The organism is Methylobacterium sp. 142-1Y (assembly GCF_057747795.1).
In genome coordinates, this window is sequence record NZ_CM173224.1 from 5,307,652 (window position 1) to 5,325,182 (window position 17,531).

Annotated in this window: 16 protein-coding genes; 11 read left to right on the forward strand and 5 right to left on the reverse strand. The window is 71.4% G+C overall.

All coding sequences use genetic code 11. The features are described 5' to 3' along the window. The first annotated feature begins 3 nt into the window (after positions 1–3). From AC3AOF_RS24400 to AC3AOF_RS24410, 3 genes are read left to right on the forward strand one after another with little or no spacing between them, the layout of a single operon-like run. Entirely contained in the window at positions 4–390 is a 387-nt protein-coding gene (locus AC3AOF_RS24400) for a DUF1987 domain-containing protein (RefSeq protein WP_236988412.1), read from the forward strand. Beyond that, the gene (locus AC3AOF_RS24405) at positions 387–1,343 is read left to right on the forward strand and encodes a GGDEF domain-containing protein (protein ID WP_236988411.1); all 957 of its coding nucleotides are present in this window, start codon (positions 387–389) and stop codon (positions 1,341–1,343) included. Before AC3AOF_RS24400 ends, AC3AOF_RS24405 begins: the two co-directional genes overlap by 4 nt. Beyond that, positions 1,340–3,049 (forward strand): SpoIIE family protein phosphatase, encoded by a 1,710-nt coding sequence (locus AC3AOF_RS24410; RefSeq protein ID WP_488346734.1) that lies wholly within the window; start codon positions 1,340–1,342, stop codon positions 3,047–3,049. The genes AC3AOF_RS24405 and AC3AOF_RS24410 overlap by 4 nt, the downstream gene beginning before the upstream one ends. A gap of 49 nt (positions 3,050–3,098) precedes the next feature. Here the strand turns inward: AC3AOF_RS24410 and AC3AOF_RS24415 are convergent, their stop codons facing one another. Beyond that, positions 3,099–3,386, reverse strand: a complete 288-nt coding sequence (locus tag AC3AOF_RS24415; RefSeq protein ID WP_336886929.1) for a GCG_CRPN prefix-to-repeats domain-containing protein — start codon at positions 3,384–3,386, stop codon at positions 3,099–3,101. A gap of 278 nt (positions 3,387–3,664) precedes the next feature. On the opposite strand from AC3AOF_RS24415, the gene rplS reads away from it, so the two are divergent. Next, positions 3,665–4,069, forward strand: coding sequence for a 50S ribosomal protein L19 (gene rplS, locus AC3AOF_RS24420; RefSeq protein ID WP_236988409.1), 405 nt, complete (start codon positions 3,665–3,667; stop codon positions 4,067–4,069). 391 nt (positions 4,070–4,460) lie between these two features. Here rplS and AC3AOF_RS24425 read toward each other — a convergent pair whose 3' ends face one another. After that, complete coding sequence (locus tag AC3AOF_RS24425) at positions 4,461–5,273, reverse strand: WecB/TagA/CpsF family glycosyltransferase (RefSeq protein WP_488346735.1); 813 nt, start codon at positions 5,271–5,273, stop codon at positions 4,461–4,463. 287 nt (positions 5,274–5,560) lie between these two features. Between AC3AOF_RS24425 and AC3AOF_RS24430 the strand changes: the two genes are divergently transcribed. The 6 genes from AC3AOF_RS24430 (at position 5,561) to AC3AOF_RS24455 (ending at position 11,980) form a co-directional block, all read left to right on the forward strand. Continuing rightward, positions 5,561–6,013, forward strand: a complete 453-nt coding sequence (locus tag AC3AOF_RS24430; RefSeq protein ID WP_272913246.1) for an acyltransferase — start codon at positions 5,561–5,563, stop codon at positions 6,011–6,013. Further along, entirely contained in the window at positions 6,010–7,041 is a 1,032-nt protein-coding gene (locus AC3AOF_RS24435; RefSeq protein WP_236988406.1) for a Gfo/Idh/MocA family protein, read from the forward strand. Before AC3AOF_RS24430 ends, AC3AOF_RS24435 begins: the two co-directional genes overlap by 4 nt. After that, complete coding sequence (locus tag AC3AOF_RS24440; protein ID WP_488346736.1) at positions 7,041–8,156, forward strand: DegT/DnrJ/EryC1/StrS family aminotransferase; 1,116 nt, start codon at positions 7,041–7,043, stop codon at positions 8,154–8,156. Before AC3AOF_RS24435 ends, AC3AOF_RS24440 begins: the two co-directional genes overlap by 1 nt. Further along, positions 8,140–9,174, forward strand: a complete 1,035-nt coding sequence (locus AC3AOF_RS24445) for an NAD-dependent epimerase/dehydratase family protein (RefSeq protein WP_488346737.1) — start codon at positions 8,140–8,142, stop codon at positions 9,172–9,174. Before AC3AOF_RS24440 ends, AC3AOF_RS24445 begins: the two co-directional genes overlap by 17 nt. After that, positions 9,171–10,331 carry a DegT/DnrJ/EryC1/StrS family aminotransferase gene (locus AC3AOF_RS24450; RefSeq protein WP_236988403.1) on the forward strand — a complete coding sequence of 387 codons (1,161 nt, stop codon included), beginning with the start codon at positions 9,171–9,173 and terminating at the stop codon, positions 10,329–10,331. The genes AC3AOF_RS24445 and AC3AOF_RS24450 overlap by 4 nt, the downstream gene beginning before the upstream one ends. A 962-nt stretch (positions 10,332–11,293) precedes the next feature. Beyond that, the gene (locus tag AC3AOF_RS24455) at positions 11,294–11,980 is read left to right on the forward strand and encodes a response regulator transcription factor (protein WP_488346738.1); all 687 of its coding nucleotides are present in this window, start codon (positions 11,294–11,296) and stop codon (positions 11,978–11,980) included. A 438-nt stretch (positions 11,981–12,418) separates the two neighbouring features. On the opposite strand, the gene AC3AOF_RS24460 is transcribed toward AC3AOF_RS24455, so the two are convergent. Then, complete coding sequence (locus AC3AOF_RS24460) at positions 12,419–13,480, reverse strand: hypothetical protein (protein ID WP_236988401.1); 1,062 nt, start codon at positions 13,478–13,480, stop codon at positions 12,419–12,421. A 280-nt stretch (positions 13,481–13,760) separates the two neighbouring features. Between AC3AOF_RS24460 and AC3AOF_RS24465 the strand changes: the two genes are divergently transcribed. Then, positions 13,761–14,849 carry a glycosyltransferase gene (locus AC3AOF_RS24465; RefSeq protein ID WP_488346739.1) on the forward strand — a complete coding sequence of 363 codons (1,089 nt, stop codon included), beginning with the start codon at positions 13,761–13,763 and terminating at the stop codon, positions 14,847–14,849. A gap of 295 nt (positions 14,850–15,144) precedes the next feature. On the opposite strand, the gene AC3AOF_RS24470 is transcribed toward AC3AOF_RS24465, so the two are convergent. After that, positions 15,145–16,344, reverse strand: a complete 1,200-nt coding sequence (locus AC3AOF_RS24470; protein ID WP_488346740.1) for a glycosyltransferase family 2 protein — start codon at positions 16,342–16,344, stop codon at positions 15,145–15,147. Positions 16,345–16,429: 85 nt separating this feature from the next. After that, positions 16,430–17,233 (reverse strand): exopolysaccharide biosynthesis polyprenyl glycosylphosphotransferase, encoded by an 804-nt coding sequence (locus AC3AOF_RS24475; protein WP_488346741.1) that lies wholly within the window; start codon positions 17,231–17,233, stop codon positions 16,430–16,432. Positions 17,234–17,531 lie beyond the last annotated feature (298 nt).

Below are 17,531 nucleotides of genomic sequence, written 5' to 3' on the forward strand. Positions count from 1 at the left end.
ACGATGGACCGGATCCAGATCCCCGCCACCAGCCGCTCGCCGCTGGTCGATTTCGACTTTCCCGCCGGGCGCCTGCTCCTGCGCGGCGAATCCTACCCCGAGGACGCCGCCGCCTTCTACGGCCCCCTCCTTCAGGCCCTGCGCGCCTGCCTGGAGGAGGAGGCGACGCCGCTGACCTTCGAGGTCGCCCTGTCCTACTTCAATTCGTCGAGCGCCAAGGCCTTGATGAACCTGTTCATGCCCCTCGAGGAGGCCGCCGAGGAGGGCCGCGCGGTGACGATCCGCTGGCTCTACGCGGAAGGGGACGACACGATCGCGGAAGCGGGCGAGGATTTCGCGGCCGATTTCTCGCATGCCCGGTTCGAGATGGTGCAGGAGACGGCCGCATGACGACCAGGAGGCTTCCCGGGCCTGCGGCGACGACCGACGGCGAGGCCCCCCAGGAACCCGGCTTGGCCGAGCCCGATACGGGAAAGCGCGGCGACGGGACGAAGCGCTCCGGGGGACCTGCCAACGTCTTCAGCCTGTTCGACAACGAGGAGGCGGTCCTCGACCGGACCGAGGTGATGCTGACCCAGCTCGCCGCGGTGGCGGACGGGGTGAAGGTGCTGGCCGAGGCCTATCGCCGGGGCTACCGCGAGCAGCGCCGGCTGGTGCGCCTGAGCGACCGGATGCAGGCCGACCTCCAGAAGGCCAACAAGCGCTTGGCTGAGCAGCAGCGCGACCTGCAGAACCTGAACGAGGCCCTGTCGGGCGAGATCGAGACCAGCGCCCGTCTGGAGGCCGAGCTGCGCCGGCTCGCCGATACCGACCCGCTGACCGGGGCGCTGGCCCGCCGGCGCTTCCTGGAGGTCTGCGCCCGCGACTGGCCGCGCCGGCCCGGGCAGCGCGCCTGCCTGCTGATGCTCGACCTCGACCGGTTCAAGCTCGTCAACGACAGCCACGGCCACGCCGCCGGCGACGCGGCGCTGATCGCCTTCGTCGCCGCCTGCCGCTCGGCCCTGCGCTCCCTCGATGCGGTCGGGCGGCTCGGGGGCGAGGAATTCGCGGTCCTGCTGGTCGAGACGGATCCCGCGGACGGGGCGGCGATCGCCGAGCGCATCCGGGCCGCCGTCGCGGCCAACCCCGTCGCCACCGAGGGCGGGCCGATCGGCATCACGGTCAGCATCGGGCTGGCATCGGCCGAGCCGGGGGAGAGCCTGCAGGCGGCGATGCGCCGGGCCGACGCCGCGCTCTACGCGGCCAAGCACGGCGGCCGCAACCGGGTGGCGCAGGCGCCCTCCCCGGAGGCCGGGCCGGAGACGAGCATTCAGGAGAAGAGCGCACCGGAGACCCGCGGTTGAGCGGCGAGCCCGTGGCGGAAGCAGCCCCCCGCCGCGGCGGCTCCCTGCGGGGCGCCGGCCCGATGCGCCGGGGCGACGCGCCGGCCGGTCTCGGCGTCACCGGGGTGCCGACGACGCAGGATGGCGGCGCCGACACGATGCGCCCGGGGGCGTTGCGCGGCGCCGCCCGGGGCCGCAACCTCGACGGTCTCGCCCATACCCTGTTCCTGCGCCTCTCGCCGGTGATCGCGGCCGTGGTGCTGGCGACCCAGGTGGTGATCGCCTGGGTCAATTACGGCGATCAGATCCGGATCGAGGGCGAGCGCGCCCGGACGATGGCGGACATGACCGCCCGGGCGCTGGCCCATCCGGGCTGGACCACGACCTACGGCCCCCCGCTCCAGGCGCTCGGCCTCGATCCCGCCTTCCGCTCCGCGATCCTGCGCGACGCGGCGGGGGGCGTGGTGGCGCGGCTCGGCGAGGAGCCGCGGGGCCGCAGCTTCGAGCGCATCCAGGTCTCGGCCGAGATCGAGCCCGGCCCCGACGCGCAGCCCGCCGGCAGCCTGACCCTGGTCCTGTCGGCGGAGGGCCTGCGGGCCAATGCCGAGAAGCAGGTCGTGATGGTGCTCGGCGCCAGCCTTGTGCTGATTCTCGCCTTCGCACTCTCCTTGAGGCTCGCCGTGGGGCGCCACGTCCTCGCGCCCCTGCGCCGGCTGCTCGCGGCGATGGGGCGGGTCGAGCGCAAGGAGTGGGTGACGGTCGACCTCGCCGGGAGCCGGCGGCCGAGCCGCGAGATCGCCGACATCTCCGCCGCCTTCAACCGCATGGTCGAGGGTTTGCGCAGCGGCGACGAGGCCCGCCACCTCCTGGCCGAGCTGGAGCGTGCCCATGCCCGGCTCGCCGAGGCGAACGGCCTGGTGATGGAGAGCCTCAACTATGCCCGCCGTATCCAGCAGGCGGTGCTGCCCGGGCCCGGCTCCTTGCGCGGGGCCGGGTTCGAGGTCGCGGTGCTGTGGGAGCCGCTGCACGTCGTCGGCGGCGACTATTACTGGATCGAGGAGAGCGACGGCCTCGGCATCGTGGTGGTGGCCGATTGCACCGGCCACGGCGTGCCCGGCGCCTTCCTGACCCTCATCGTCGCGACCGCCCTCGACCGGATCCTGCACGACCGGGCCTTGCGCCGGCCGGACGAGATCCTGGCGGCCCTCGACGGCGTGGTGCGGGCACGGCTGCGGCAGGAGGCCGGCGCTGCCGCGGGAACCGGCCCCGACGGATCGGACGAAGGGCTCGATTGCGGGATCTGCGTCGTCGACCGGGCGAACGGCAGCCTGGATTTCGCCGGGGCCGGCCTCGCCCTGACGGTGCTGGACGACGACGAGATCACCCGGATCAAGGGCCGGCGCCACGGCCTCGGCTACCGGCGCACCGGCCGGGAGGAGCCCTTCGCGCGCGTCACCGTGCCGCTGCGCGACGCCCAAGGCGGGCCCCGCGCCTTCTTCCTGATGACCGACGGGGTCAGCGACCAGATGGGGGGAGCGTCCCGGCGGCTCCTCGGCCATCGCGGCGTCGCCGAGATCCTGCGCCGGCACGGCGGCCTGCCGCTCTCCGACCAGGTGGCGGCCCTGGAGGCGGCACTCGCCGCCCATCGCGGGCCCGAGCCGCGGCGGGACGACATGGCACTGGTGGCGTTCCGGCCGATGGAAGGTTGCCGGCCTATGGAAGGCTGATGGAGGCGGGGATCCCGCAGGGAGCCCCGCCCGGTTCGGGCGCCGCCGATCAGAAACGGCAGATCCGCCGCGGCCCGTAGGGCGTCGGGCGGATGAAGCAGCGGCGGCCATAGACCCGCGGCGGACCATAATAGCGGCGGCCATACATCGGCCGGCAACCGCCGTAGGGCCCGCGGGCGAAGCCGGGGCCGCAGCCCTGGGCGACCTGTGTCACCGGCGCCTCGGGGGCGAGCAGGCCGGCAAGGCCGGGCCCGGCCGGGGCCGCGCTCGCGGGGGCGGCCGCGAGACCGCCGAACGCCAGGGCCGCGAGGCCGGCGATCTTCCAACGCATCAGCATGAGGAGGGTCCTCCTGATGGCCCCCGGAACGCGAGGGCCTTGGGATTGGGGTCCTTGACGGTGGGCCGCCGGGGGACCGGCGCCGCACCGAGCGCACACAACACGGTGCGCACCGTCCGGTTCCCTCCGCCCGTCGCGTGCCACGAAGAATGCTGTGACGGCGCGTGTCGACAAGCCGCGGCCGTTCCTGTAAGGAGCCGGCAACTCACAACAGGACGCCGAAATCCTGACGCCGGATCCCATCCCGGGGCGCGGCGGCGACGGCAGGAGTTTGACCGATGAACATCATCCAGCAGCTCGAGCAGGAGCAGATCGCGAAGCTCGACAAGACGATCCCCGACTTCGAGCCCGGCGACACGGTCATCGTGAACGTCAAGGTGAAGGAAGGCGAGCGCAGCCGCGTCCAGGCCTACGAGGGCGTCGTGATCGCCCGGTCCGGCGGCGGCATCAACGAGAGCTTCACCGTCCGCAAGATCTCCTACGGCGAGGGCGTCGAGCGCGTCTTCCCGATCTACTCGCCGAACATCGACTCGATCAAGGTGGTCCGTCGCGGCAAGGTGCGTCGCGCCAAGCTGTACTACCTGCGCGATCGTCGCGGCAAGTCGGCCCGCATCGCCGAGCGCGCCGAGCGCGGCGCCGAGAAGGGCAAGACCAAGGCCAAGAAGCCCGCCGCCGCGGAGTAAGATCTTTCGCGAGTACCTTGTGCTCGCTGGAAGGAGGCCGCCTCCCCGTCCGGGTCGAGGCGGCCTTTTTGCGTTTCGGGGTCTGTTTGGCTGGTACGGCGGGGAGCATGAACCCTCCCCCCTCTGCGGGGGAGGGTGCCCGGCGGAGCCGGGCGGGAGAGGGGAACCACGCTTCCGGAGAGGTCGCGACCATGGTGACGGGCGAACAACTGGATCAGCGTCGCGCTGCCCCTCTCCCGGCCCCTGCTGACGCAGGGACCACCCTCCCCCGCAGAGGGGGGGAGGGTTCATGCGCGGCGGCCGTTGCGCCCGCTGCCGCGCAGCCTCCTATGTCGTATACCGTGCATTCCGGGCTCCGCGATCGCGGCTACGGAATGGACATGGCCCCCCGTTACCCCGCCCCCAGCGCCCCCGGCCCGAACCCGGCCTTGCGGGCAAGCCCCGCCTCCTGCCGGAACTGCAGCTGCAACCCGCCGACCTTCAGCGCACCCGAACGCGCGAGTCGGTTCAGCGGCCCCAGCATCGACAGGAGGAAGCCGGCATCCGAGGCGTAGCGGCCGGCCAGTCGCCGGGGATTGCTCGCCAGCCGCCAGGCCCATTCGAGGCCGGTGCGGCTGACGAAGGCCGGCGAGCGGGTCTGCTTGCCGAGCGCGAACTCGAAGGCGGCGCCGCAGCACAGGATCGACGGCTCGACGAGGCCGGCGCGGCGAAGCCGAAGGGTGAGCATCTCGCTCTGCGGCGCGCCGACGGCGATGAACACCATGTCGGGTGCCATCTCCCGCACCCGGGCGATCACCGCATCCACCGCCGCCGGGTCGTGGATGAAGCCGAAGGGCGGGCGGTAGACCTCGAGGCGCCGGCTCGCCATCACCGAGGCGGCCTCCTCCGGCGTGACGTTGCCGATCACCAGGACCGAGCGATCGTGGAAGGTCCGCCGGGCCGAGAGGTGCTGCACCAGGTCGCTGCCGGTCGCGACCGTCATGCGCCGGCGCAGGAAGCAGGTGTTGAGGAGGTTGCTGTCGAGGGTGACGATCGAGGCCTGGCGGTAGCTCTCGCGGAATTCCGGCTCCCGGCCCAAGAGCCGCATATGCATCATGTTGAGGGTGAAGACCGAGGTCCGGCCCCTCACCAAGGCCGCCGCCAGGGCGTCGAAGCTCAGGCCCCGCACGACGCAGGTGGGGGCGGTATCCGCTAAGGTCGGCATGAGGGTGCTCCTTCGCGGACGAGTGTCGGAATCCACCCCCTCCCCTGCCCAGACCGGAAAACGGCGAGGCGTTCCGCCCCGCCGGATCAGTCATGCCGGCGGGCTGTACGCCCGAAGCGGTAGAAAGACCGGACCGTTCTGGCATCGATCGGGGTGATTAGGGTGTAACATCCACCCCCGCATTGACACGATTACTTGGCCGCGCCGGCCGCCTAGCGTTCCAGCACTGGGTGGCGACGGGGGACGGAATGCCGGTCGTGAATGCGAGGATCGAGGCGAGCGTTGCCTTGGCCGATCCCGCCCTCGTCAACGTCTACGGCTGCACGATCGGCGCGGAGTCGCAGGTCGGGCCCTTCGTGGAGATCCAGCGCGGCGCCGTTCTCGGGGCACGCTGCCGGATCGGCGCCAACGCCTTCCTGTGCGAAGGCGTGAGCCTCGCCGACGACGTGGTCGTCGGCCCCGGCGTGATGTTCACCAACGACCGCCATCCCCGCGCCGTCACCGCCGCCGGCACCCTGATGGGGCCCGACGACTGGACCCTGGAGACGACCCGGGTCGGCGCCGGCGCGGTCGTCGGCGCCAATGCCACGATCCTGTGCGGGCTGACGATCGGGGCCGGCGCCCGGATCGCCCCCGGCTCGGTGGTCACCCGCGACGTGCCGGACGGCGCCCACGTCGCGGGCGTGCCCGCCACCCCCCTTCACCCCTCGTCCCTGCTCGACCTCGCGGAGGCATCATGATCGGGATCGGAGTCATCGGTTACGGCTATTTCGGGCCGAACATCGCCCGCTGCGTCGCGGAGGCGAACGGCACCACGCTCAAGGCGATCGCCGATCCGTCGCCGGCGGCGCAAAGCCGCGCCGCCACCCGCCATCCGGGGGTGACGATCGACGAGAGCTGGCAGCGCATGCTGACCGACCCGGAGATCGACGCGGTCGCCATCGCGACGCCGACCAAGCTGCATTACGAGATCGCGCTCGCCGCTCTCATGGCCGGCAAGCACGTGCTGGTCGAGAAGCCGATCACGCCGACCTCCCGCGAGGCGGCCCGGCTCGTGGCCGAGGCCGCCAAGCGCCGCCTCACGCTGATGGTCGACCACACCTTCGTGTATACCGGTGCGGTCCAGAAGATCCGCGAGCTGATCGATACCGGCGTCACCGGCGACCTGTTCTACTACGACTCGACGCGGATCAATTTCGGCCTGTTCCAGGACGACGTGAACGTGATCTGGGACCTGGCGGTCCACGACCTCGCCATCCTGGACTACCTCCTGCCGGCCGAGACCCTGGCGATCTCCGCCACCGGCGCCGGCCACATCAAGGGCAGCCCCGAGAACCTCGCCCACATCACCCTCTATCTCGAGGGCGGGGTCACCGCGCATCTCAACGTGAACTGGCTCGCTCCCGTAAAAATCCGCCGCACGCTGATCGGCGGCAGCCGCCGGATGATCGTCTTCGACGACATGGAGCCGAGCGAGAAGGTCAAGGTCTACGACCGCGGCGTCGAGTTCGCCGAGCGGCCCTCGCAGGAGGAAATTCGCCGCATCCTGCCGGCCTACCGCATGGGCGACGTCTGGACCCCGCACATCCCGGTCAAGGAAGCGCTCGTCACCGAGGTCGAGCACTTCGCCCGCTGCATCACGCAGGGAGAGACCCCGCTCACCTCCGGCGAGAGCGGGTTGCGGGTGGTGCGCCTGCTCGAGGCCGCCTCCCAGTCGCTCGCCCAGCGCGGCCACCCGATCGACCTGTCTCCCCTGAGGGCCGCCTGATGATCCCGCTTCTCGACCTCGAGGCCCAGTACCGGGCCGTGCAGGAGCCGCTCGAAGAGGCGGTGCTGGCGGTGCTCCGCAGCGGCGCCTACGTGCTGGGGCCCCCCGTCGCCGCCTTCGAGCGCGACTTCGCCGCCCATTGCGGGACCGCGGAAGCGGTCTCGGTCTCGACCGGCACCGCCGCCCTCCATCTCGGGCTGATCGCCGCCGGGGTGCGCCCCGGCGACGAGGTGATCACCGTCGGCATGACCTTCGTCGCCACCGTCGCGGCGATCCTCTATGCCGGCGCAAAGCCCGTCCTGGTGGATGTCGATCCCCAGACCTACACCATGGACCCGGCGGCTTTCGCGGCGGCGATCACGCCCCGCACCCGCGCGGTGGTGCCGGTCCACCTGCACGGGCGTCTCGCCGACATGGCGGCGATCTGTTCCATCGCCGAGCGTCACGGCATCACGGTGATCGAGGATGCCGCCCAGGCCCACGGCGCCGAGCGGAACGGCACCAGGGCCGGTGCCTTCGGCACGGTCGGCTGCTTCAGCTTCTATCCGGGCAAGAATCTCGGCGCCTGCGGCGAGGGCGGGGCGATCACCACCGACGATCCCGACATCGCCAAAACCCTGCGCTCGTTGCGCGACTGGGGCCAGGAGGGGCGCTACAACCACGTCCGCCCCGGCTTCAACTACCGCCTCGATACGGTGCAGGCGGCGGCCTTGGGCGTGAAGCTGCGCTACCTCGACGGCTGGACCGAAGGCCGGCGGCGGGCCGCCGCGCGCTACGACGCGCTGCTCGGGCAGGCCGGCCTCAAGGCGCCGAAGGCCGGCGGGCGCGACCACGTCTACCACGTCTACGCCGTGCGGGTGCCGGACCGGGACGCGGTCCGGGCGCGGATGCAGGCGGCGGGTGTGGCCACCGGCATCCACTACCCGAGGGCGGTGCACCACCAGCCGGCCTATGCCGACAGCGTGCGCCTCGGCACGCCCTGCCCGGTCTCGGAGGCCTTGGCCGGCGAATGGCTGTCCCTGCCGCTCTTCCCCGAGATCACCGATCGCCAGATCGCCACCGTGGTCGCGGCCCTCACCGACAGCTTGGGAGATGGTTATGCCGAAGCCGTGTGAGCCCTCTCGCCAGTTGGGCCGGGTCCTCGTCACCGGTGGGGCCGGCTTCGTCGGGTCCCACATCGTCGACCTCCTGGTGGCGCGGGGCTGCCGCGAGATCGTGGTGGTCGACAACCTGGTCCGGGGCCGGACCGAGAACCTGTCGGGCGCGCTCGGCTCCGGGGCGGTCGAGCTGGTCATCGGCGACATCCGCGACCGCGACCTGATGGCCGGGCTGGTGGCAGGCTGCGACACCGTCTTCCACCAGGCGGCGCTCCGCATCACCCATTGCGCCGCCGAGCCGCGCGAGGCGATCGAGGTGATGGTGGATGCCACCGCCAGCCTCGTCGAACTCTGCGTCGCGGAAAAGGTGGGCAAGGTGGTCTACGCCTCCTCGGCCTCGGTCTACGGCATGGCCTCGACCTTCCCGACCCCGGAATCCGAGGCGCATTCCGGCAACCGCACGCTCTACGGCGCGGCCAAGAGCTTCGGCGAGGGGTTGCTGCGCTCGTACAACGACATGGCCGGGCTCGACTACGTCGCGCTCCGCTACTTCAACGTCTACGGCCCGCGCATGGACCTGCACGGGCGCTACACCGAGGTCCTGATCCGCTGGATGGAGCGGATCGCACGAGGCGAGCCGCCGCTGATCTTCGGCGACGGGTTGCAGACCATGGACTTCATCGACGTGCGCGACGTGGCCCGGGCCAACGTCCTGGCGGCGCTCTCCTCGGCGAGCGACGTGGCGCTCAATATCGGGCGCGCGCAGGAGACCTCGCTCCTCGAACTGGCGCAACGCCTCGCCGCGGTGATGGGCCGGCCGGACCTGGTGCCGGTCCACGAGGCCGAGCGCAGCGTCAACCCGGTGCCGCGGCGCCTCGCCGACGTGCGGCTCGCCCGGGACCTCACCGGCTTCCAGGCGGGAATCGGCCTCGACCAGGGCCTCGACGACCTGGTCGCCTGGTGGCGGGCCAACCGCATGCCCGCCGAGGCGGCTCCCGCCCCTCGCCTCGCCCCCGTGATGGAGCTCGCCTCGTGATCCCGATCATCAAGCCGTCCCTCGGCGAGGCCGAGGTCGAGGCGGCGAGCGCCGTCATCCGCTCCGGCTGGCTCACGCAGGGACCCCAGGTCTCCGCCTTCGAGGCCGAGTTCGCGGACGCCGTCGGGGCGCCGCATGCCTGCGCGGTCTCGAACTGCACCACGGCCCTGCATCTCGCCCTTCTCGCCGCCGGTGTCGGCCCCGGCGACGAGGTCGTCACCGTCAGCCACACCTTCATCGCCTGCGCCAACGCCATCCGGCAATGCGGGGCCGAGCCGGTGCTGGTCGATATCGACCCCGTCACCCTCACCATCGACCCGGACCTCGCAGAGGCCGCGATCACGCCGCGGACGAAGGCCATCCTGGCGGTGCATCAGATCGGCATGCCCTGCGACATGGCCCGGCTGATCGCCATCGCCCGCCGCCACGGCGTCGCCCTCGTCGAGGACGCCGCCTGCGCCATCGGCTCCGAGATCCGGATCGACGGGGCGTGGCAGCGGATCGGCCGGCCGCTCGGGGACGTCGCCTGCTTCTCGATGCACCCGCGCAAGATCCTCACCACCGGCGAGGGCGGCATGCTGGTCACCCGCCACGCCGCATGGGACCGCCGGTTCCGGCTCTGGCGCCAGCACGGGATGGGTGTGTCGGACGTCGCCCGCCATGCCAGCCGGGCCGTGGTGTTCGAGGATTACCCGACGGTTGGATACAACTATAGATTGACAGACCTCCAGGCGGCGATCGGCCGGGTCCAGCTCGCGCGGCTCGACGCCATCGTGGCCGAGCGCCGGCGCCTCGCCGGCCTCTACGCCGAGGCGCTGGCGGGTCTTGCCGTCGCGGTTCCGGTGGAGCCGGACTGGGCCCGCTCGAACTGGCAGAGCTACGCGGTGCGCCTGGGCGAAGGAGCCGATCAAGTTTCCGTGATGCAGGGCCTGCTCGACCGCGGCATCGCCAGCCGCCGCGGCGTGATGTGCATCCACCTCGAACCGGCCTATGCCGACCTGTCCTTACGCGCGCCCCTGCCCCATTCCGAGGCCGCCCGCGACCGCTGCATCCTGCTGCCGCTCTATGCCGGCATGGGCGAGGAGACCGTCCACGCCGTCGCGGACGCCCTGGCGGAGGCCCTGGCGGGACGGCCCGCCCTGCCCCTCAGCGCCTGATCCAACAGCCCGTCACGATGATGGAACAGCGGCGGATGGCCTAATCCGCCGCTGTTCTTCGCTGGTCTGGACCGTTGTGGCGTAACATTGACGGTTAAAAATTATCAAACGATATGGCTGACGTGACATGCTTGGGGTAATTGTCGAGCGTGACGGATGCGCGCCTCCTGAATGCGGAAATGTCTGATTGTATGTAGATTAATGTATGGAGACGGCACTCATGCACGCCGGGAATGAAGGGCGGATGCCGTTCCGCGCGCTCTGACCTGCCGGAATCGGCGCGCGTTGCGCTGCCCTGGATTGCGCTGCCTTGGATGAAGAAGCTCGAGAACTTGGCCACCCGACCCGCCGCTGACGACACGAAATGAAGCGGCGCCGTTCAGACCGGATCCGGCAGCCCGCCTTCCAGGCGGCGTCGGGCCGAGGTGTAGAGCGCTAAACGCCACACTCACCTGAGATCTATCCGAGCCCGCGGACAGTCCAATGTCCCGACGGGTGCTTTCGTGCGTTTTCGGACATGCTCCAGCGTCAATATTGTTCCGCGGACGATCGGCAGATGCACGTCTTGCGTGTGCTTCGATCAGCTACTTATCGATCGTTATCAATCAATCCGGTCGACATCGTCAGTGAAAGGTGGATTAGACCGCCATATTGAGGATTGTAACTGTTTTGTGGCCGTGTTAGGAATGAAATCACGAGGGGCGGGCGGATGCAGGGGGGCGGATCGACTGGATCGTGCAGTCGAAGCCCCGGCGGCGCCGGTTGCCTTCACAGATCCGGCTGCGGAACAGAATGAGGGTCACGGCGGATTCATCGCTGCCGCGACCATCGCTCCGCGAGACCCATCCAATAATAATTGATCGATCGTACAGTGGTGGAGGTGAAGCATGTCGACGCCTGCTCTCGTTGATTACGGCCTCGCTTCGCGGGGCCGCAGACTGGTCGAAGTGAGCGAACCCGCGATGGATGCGTCCCAGCCCGAGGAGGAAGCCGGACTGAAGCCCGCCATCGCGATCATCGAGCCGCGCCAGCTGGTGCGGGAGTGCCTGCGCAACTGCCTGGCGGAGGCGATCCCCGACCACGACGTCGTGACCTTCGCGTCGATCGACGAGTGGGAACGGGGCAAGGTCGGGCATCGGGACGGCGACCTGGTCGTGCTCTACTACGATCCGCGGGAAGCCGGCCGCGGTTCCACCCAGCGCGAGGCCGCCCTGCGCTCGCGGATCGGGCCGAATACCAGTCTCGTCCTGCTCTGCGACAGCGAGGATCCGAGCGAGATCGTCGAACGCCTCAACGAGGGCGCCCGCGGCTACATCCCCACCAATGTCAGCCTGAAGGTCGCGATCGAGGCGATGCGTCTGGTGCGGGCCGGCGGCGTGTTCGTGCCGGCGAGCTGCCTGCTGCAGCGCCGCGGCGGGGCCGAGGAGGCGGGGGCCGCCGATCCCCGCAGCCAGTTCACCCCGCGCCAGACCGCGGTGCTGGAGCAGTTGCAGAAGGGCAAGGCGAACAAGATCATCGCCTTCGAGCTCAACATGAAGGAGAGCACCGTCAAGGTTCACGTGCGCAACATCATGCGCAAGGTCGGGGCGACCAACCGGACCGAGGTGGCGATCCGGGCCTTCGAATCCCGGTCCGACATGAAGCTGTGACGCCAGGGGGCGCGGGGGCCGGTCTCCCCCGCGCGGTCCCGCCCGGAGCGCGAGCCCGGGCTGCCTTTCGCGCTGTCCATTCCCCGACGCGGTCCAGCCGGCCGAGGTCGGGGTGTCGTCGTCGTGGCGAGCGGTATCCGTCTGCACTGATATTCTCGCGCGACAGAGCTGCCACCCTCCGCGTTATTCCAGGGCCGCGCCGCGGAACCCGGAATCCAGACGCACAGGTGATGCATACAGGTGATGCATCATACCAACGGCCCACGATGCTGACGCATCGATTCGCTCTCGGGCAAGCCCGAGATCGACGGGGCCGTCGACCCATCTCGAATTGTCGACACCAAGCCCAGAAGTCCGGGACCTCGGGCTTGTCGTAAATTCGAGGCTTGGCGAAAATTCGAGACCGGAACCAAAGGTCGTTTTCAACGACCGTTGGTATCACTCCCCCTCCAGGGGCGGCGGCGGGGCCGCCACCCGGGGGCCGGGGCCGCCCGGATGGGCGGCCTCGTTGTTCGTCACCATCGCCAGCACGGACAGGATCCGGTCCTTGTCCGATTGCAGGTGGTCGATCTGCCGGTCGGTGCAGCCCTCCTCCAGGTAGGCGATCACCAGGGTGCGGGCGGCGGTGTCGGTGATGTAGCCGCCGAACTCCTGGAACGCCCGGGCGAGCGCCCGCCCCTCCGGTGTGGTCAGGCCGAGGCGGCCGAGATCGACCTGCGGCGGGATCGCGAACAGGGCCCCCATCGGGATCACGCCGGTATGGCCGTTGTGGCCGCCCCCGTCGGTCGAGGAGGCCGGCCAGACGATGCGGGTCGGGCTCGCCTGGCTGGTGCTCGCCGCCATCGCGATGGCGTGGCGGATCTCGCCGCGCTCGAGCTCGGCCCGGCGCACGAGGCCGCCGATGAGCGAGCCGCCGAAGGCGCGCACGCCCTCCTGGGCGCCCGGCGTCGCGGAAATGCCGCTGCCGCGCAGGTCGGTCCGCACGAGGTACTGCGCCGAATAGAGGTTGCGGGCCGGATCGAAGGCACCGAGCCAGATCTCGTAGGCGTAGCGCCCCTCCGCGTCGACCAGTACCGCGTGCCGGTCGGTGCCGCCCAGGAAGGCGATGCCCGGTGGGGTGCGCAAGGTGAAGCGGCCTCCCCCCGGGCTGCCGCCATGCGGCCAGGGCAATGTCGGCGGCCGCCCGCGATAGGTCCAGCTCCGCTCCGGATCGGTCGGTCCCTGGCGGTAGATCCCGAAGGCGTGGCCGCCGATCCACGCATAGGCGCCGGCCGGCCCGCCGGCATTCTGGTTGCGCAGGAGCGCCGTCTCAGGCCCGGCGCCGGGCTGGAACGTGGCTCCGCGGCCGAGCGGCGTGTTCCAGATGCTCGTCGAGGCGAAGGGCTGCGCGACGGGATCGCGGAACGGCCCTTCCGCCCGGGCGGGGGTGCCGAAGAGGTCGAGGCCGAGGATGGGGCAGAAGGTGAGGCCGAGCGCGAGGAGAGCGGCGGAACGGGGCATCGGCGTGGATCTCCCGGCAGCGAGGACGGCGGGGTCGCCTGCAGGGTAGCGGGCAGCAGGATAGCGGGTAGCAGGGTAGCGAGACTTGGCGGCGCGCGAAGCGATGCCTTCGGACGCCCGGCCCTCGCCGGACGGGGCGGCGCTCCTGCCCCTTTCGGCGGAGCCCATCGCCTTTCTCGGGGCCCGCGCCGCCGGATTGTCCCGCTCCGGTCCGGCCGGCCGGTCCTTAAGCTGCCTGACAGCGGCCTCGGGCGCGCCCGGGCGAGACTTCGGATCGACCATGACGACAGCCGGTTCGATGCAGTGGGTCCTCGCGGTCCCCTTCCTGCGGGACGAGGGCGGCGACTGGATTCCCCGCCATGTCGGCGCTCCCCATCGTTTCACGACGGCGCCGGCGCCCTACGACCACGATCGCTCGCGGGCCGTGACCGGGGCGGCGGAATGGTTCGACTACCTGCGCCATGCCTGGGCCGCCTGGCGCCTGGTACGGGCGGCGCCCCGGGGCGGGGTCGGCCTGATGACCGGCTTCCCGCAACTCGCCGTCACGGCCGCCGTGATCAAGCGCCTGCTGGGGCGGCGTGACGTGCCCCTCGTCGCCTGGTGCTTCAACCTCGGCCGCACGCCGGGGGGCTGGAAGGCGCGCCTCGCTCGGGGCCTGCTGGGCGAGGTGGATGTGTTCGTGGTGCATTCCCGCCGCGAGGTCGGGCTCTACGCCGAATGGCTGGACCTGCCCCGCGACCGGTTCGTGTTCGTGCCGCTGTCGATCCACGACGAGCCGCGAGAGACCCGGGAGGACGACGCGCCCTTCGTGCTCGCCATGGGCTCGGCCAACCGGGATTACGCCACCCTGGCGGCCGCGGTCGCCCCCCTCGGGCTCCCCACCGTGATCGTCGCCGGTGCCCACGCGGTCGCCGGCCTCGACCTGCCGCCCCGTGTGACCGTGCGCAGCGGCCTCACGATCGCCGAGTGCCACGACCTCTGCGGGCGGGCGCGGGTCAACGTCGTGCCCCTGCGCAACACGGCCTTCACCTCGGGCCAGGTCACGGTGCTGGAGGCGATGATGCTGGGAAAGCCCGTCGTGGCGACCCGGGCCGCCGGGACCGAGGATTACGTGATCGAGGGCGAGAACGGCCTCCTGGTGCCGCCGGAGGATTGTTTGGCGCTCGCCGCCGCGATCACGGCCCTGTGGGACGACCCCGCTGCCCGCGCCCGCCTCGGCGCGGGCGCGCGCCGCACGGTGGCGGAGGGCACCACCTTCCGGGCGGTCGCGCCCGCGATGGCGGCGGTGCTCGACGCGGCCCGGATGCGGGCGGCGGGTTTGTCCGGCGTGGGGATGCCGGGGGAGCCCTCGCGGAGTTCGGCGGGTTGAGCGCGGCCCCAACCTTGCCCCGGGTTTCCCCTCGGTGGGATCTCGTACCCTCTTCGTCATTCCGGGTTCCGCTGTCGCGGCCCGGGAATGATACGGCGTCCGGAAGATTCCTTCCGGACGCCGTATCACCCGCCCGTGCGGCGCCTGAGCGAAGCCGGTTTCCGCATCGCGAAGCGAGCAATCGGAAACCGTACGACTTGGCTGTTATAAAAATCCCCCCGTGGAAAAACCCGGTCGGTCTCAAGCAACCGCCGGGGCTCCCAACCGCCGGGGCTCCCGCCCCGGCGCACGGCCCCTACCCCACCGACGGCCCCTCCCCGGCCCGCTCGGTCCGGACCCATTCCGACCGGCGCCGCAACGCGAACCGACCGAGGATCCCGGCCTTGCCGGCGACGAGGCGCGGCAGGGCGGCGAGGTCGTGCCAGCGCAGGAGGCCGCCGCCCCAGCGCCGGGCCGCGAGCCCGAAGGCGAGGACGAGGAGGGCGAGGCTGGCACTGGCGATCAGCAGCGGTCCCGCCCCGCCGCCGATCGCCCACCAGGCGAGACCGAGACCGGCGAGCCCGGCCTCCGCCAGCGCGAGGGTGACCAGGGGCAGCACGCAGAGGTCGAGGGCGAGCGCCGCGAGCCGGGCATCGCCCCGGCGCAGGGCGGCACGCAGAAGCCGGCCGGCATAGGGAGCGATCAGCGAGAGGTGGCCGTGCTCCCAGCGGGTCTGCTGCGCTCGCCGCGCCGCCGCGCCGGCGGGGAGCGCGCTCGTCACCTCGGCCTGCGGGCAGAAGCGGGGCGGATGGCCGGCCAGCGCCAGGTCGAGGCCGAGCTTCAGGTCCTCGGCGATGTGGCCGTTGGCGAGCCCGACCCTGCCGAGGAGGCGCGTCGGCACCGCGAAGCCGGTACCGGAGATGCCGCAGGGCCAGCCGAGGCGGCTCGCGCCGAGGGGCCGGCCGATCTGCTTCACCACCGTCGCGAAGGTCGCGAGGCGCAGAGACGAGGAGGCCTGCGGCGGTGGATCGAGGCGGTAGGCCGCCTGGACCGGGCCGTCGAGGGCGGCGCTCAAGCGGGCGATCCGGTCGAGGCCGGCCGGGCTCAAGGCGCAATCGGCATCGACGACCACCAGGGTCTCGGGTAGCCCGGTCCGGGCGAGGTGACGATGGCCGCAATCGAGGGCGTAGCCCTTGCCGCGCCGCGCGAGGTCGTGGCGCTCCACCACCTCCGCCCCGGCCTCCCGGGCGGTCGCCGCGGTGGCGTCGCGGCAATTGTCGGCCACCACCACCAGGCGGTCGCCGGGGCCGAGGCCGGCGCGCAAGGCAGCCACCGTGCCGGCGATCTGGCCGGCCTCGTCATGGGCCGGCACCAGCACCGCCAGGGAGGGGCGGCGCGGCGCCAGGGGCGCCGGGCGCAGGGCGGGCAGCGAGGCCAGCACCTGCGCGGCGAGGACCAGGACCGGCACCGTGCCGGCGAGCGCCAGGGCGCAGAGGAGGAGATCGACGATCATCATCAAGAAAATAATCCTTTGGGCAAGGATCATGTCCCGGCTGCGCGGGCGCGCGGCCGGGACATGATGATGAAGCGGGAGGAGGAGTTCAGTAGGCGGCCTGCGAGCGAAAGATCTCGCGCAGCGTCATCGCCAGAATGATCAGGTCGAGCAGCAGCGACCAATGCTCGATATAGGCGAGGTCGAGATCGACCCGGCGCTGCATCGCGGCGGCGTTCGGCGTCTCGCCGCGGCAGCCGCGCACCTGGGCCCAGCCGGTGATGCCCGGCCGCACCGCGTGCCGATCGGCGTAGCGGGCGACCGTACCGGTGAACTGCGCGTCATGCGCCACCGCGTGCGGCCGCGGCCCGACCAGGGACATCGAGCCGAGGAGCACGTTCACGAGCTGGGGCAGCTCGTCGAGGCTGGTGCGGCGCAGGACCCGGCCGACCCGGGTCACCCGCGGATCGTCGCGCCGGGCCTGCCGGACCACGCTGCCGTTCTCGCAGCAGGTCATGGTGCGGAACTTCCATACCCGGAACGGCCGGTTGCCGAGGCCGATGCGGCTCTGGCGAAACAGCACCGGCCCGCGCGAATCGCACTTGATCAGCACCGCGACGACGAGGAAGAGCGGCAGCAGCAGCACCAGGCCGAGGGCGGCGCCCACCAGGTCGACGGCGCGCTTGACGACCGGACCCGCCCCGGGCCGTGCCGGGATCGCCGGACGGCTCCGGGCGACGGCCGGCACGGTGCCGGCCTCGACTGGCGGCGCGAGGGCCAGATGCCTCTGGGCCAGCACCCCGGGAGCCAGCAATCCCGGGGCGAGCAGGAGCGCGAGGCCGCCGGCCGGCACCGCACCTCCGAGCCCGCTCCCGGCCAGGCTCCCTCCGACCAGGCCGCTCCGCCCGGTCAAGCCGCTCCTTCCGGTCAGGGTATTCCCGGCGAGCCCATTACTGCCAAGTTCATCACCACCGCCCACGCGGGATTGCGGTCGTGCTCCACGAGCCATGCGCCGTCTCCACCGTTAACGAGCGGTTAACGATAGGCAGAGGCGCGACCGTTCGGTCAATTTCACCACAATAGCACGCGGATATACGTCGCTTAATCTTGTATTACGCCGTTCGGATGCAGGCCCATCGCCCGACGAAGCGAAGGTGAACACGGGTGGGAGAGGCAAGGCGCTAAGGGGTGGTGCGGCCCCTACCGCTTAT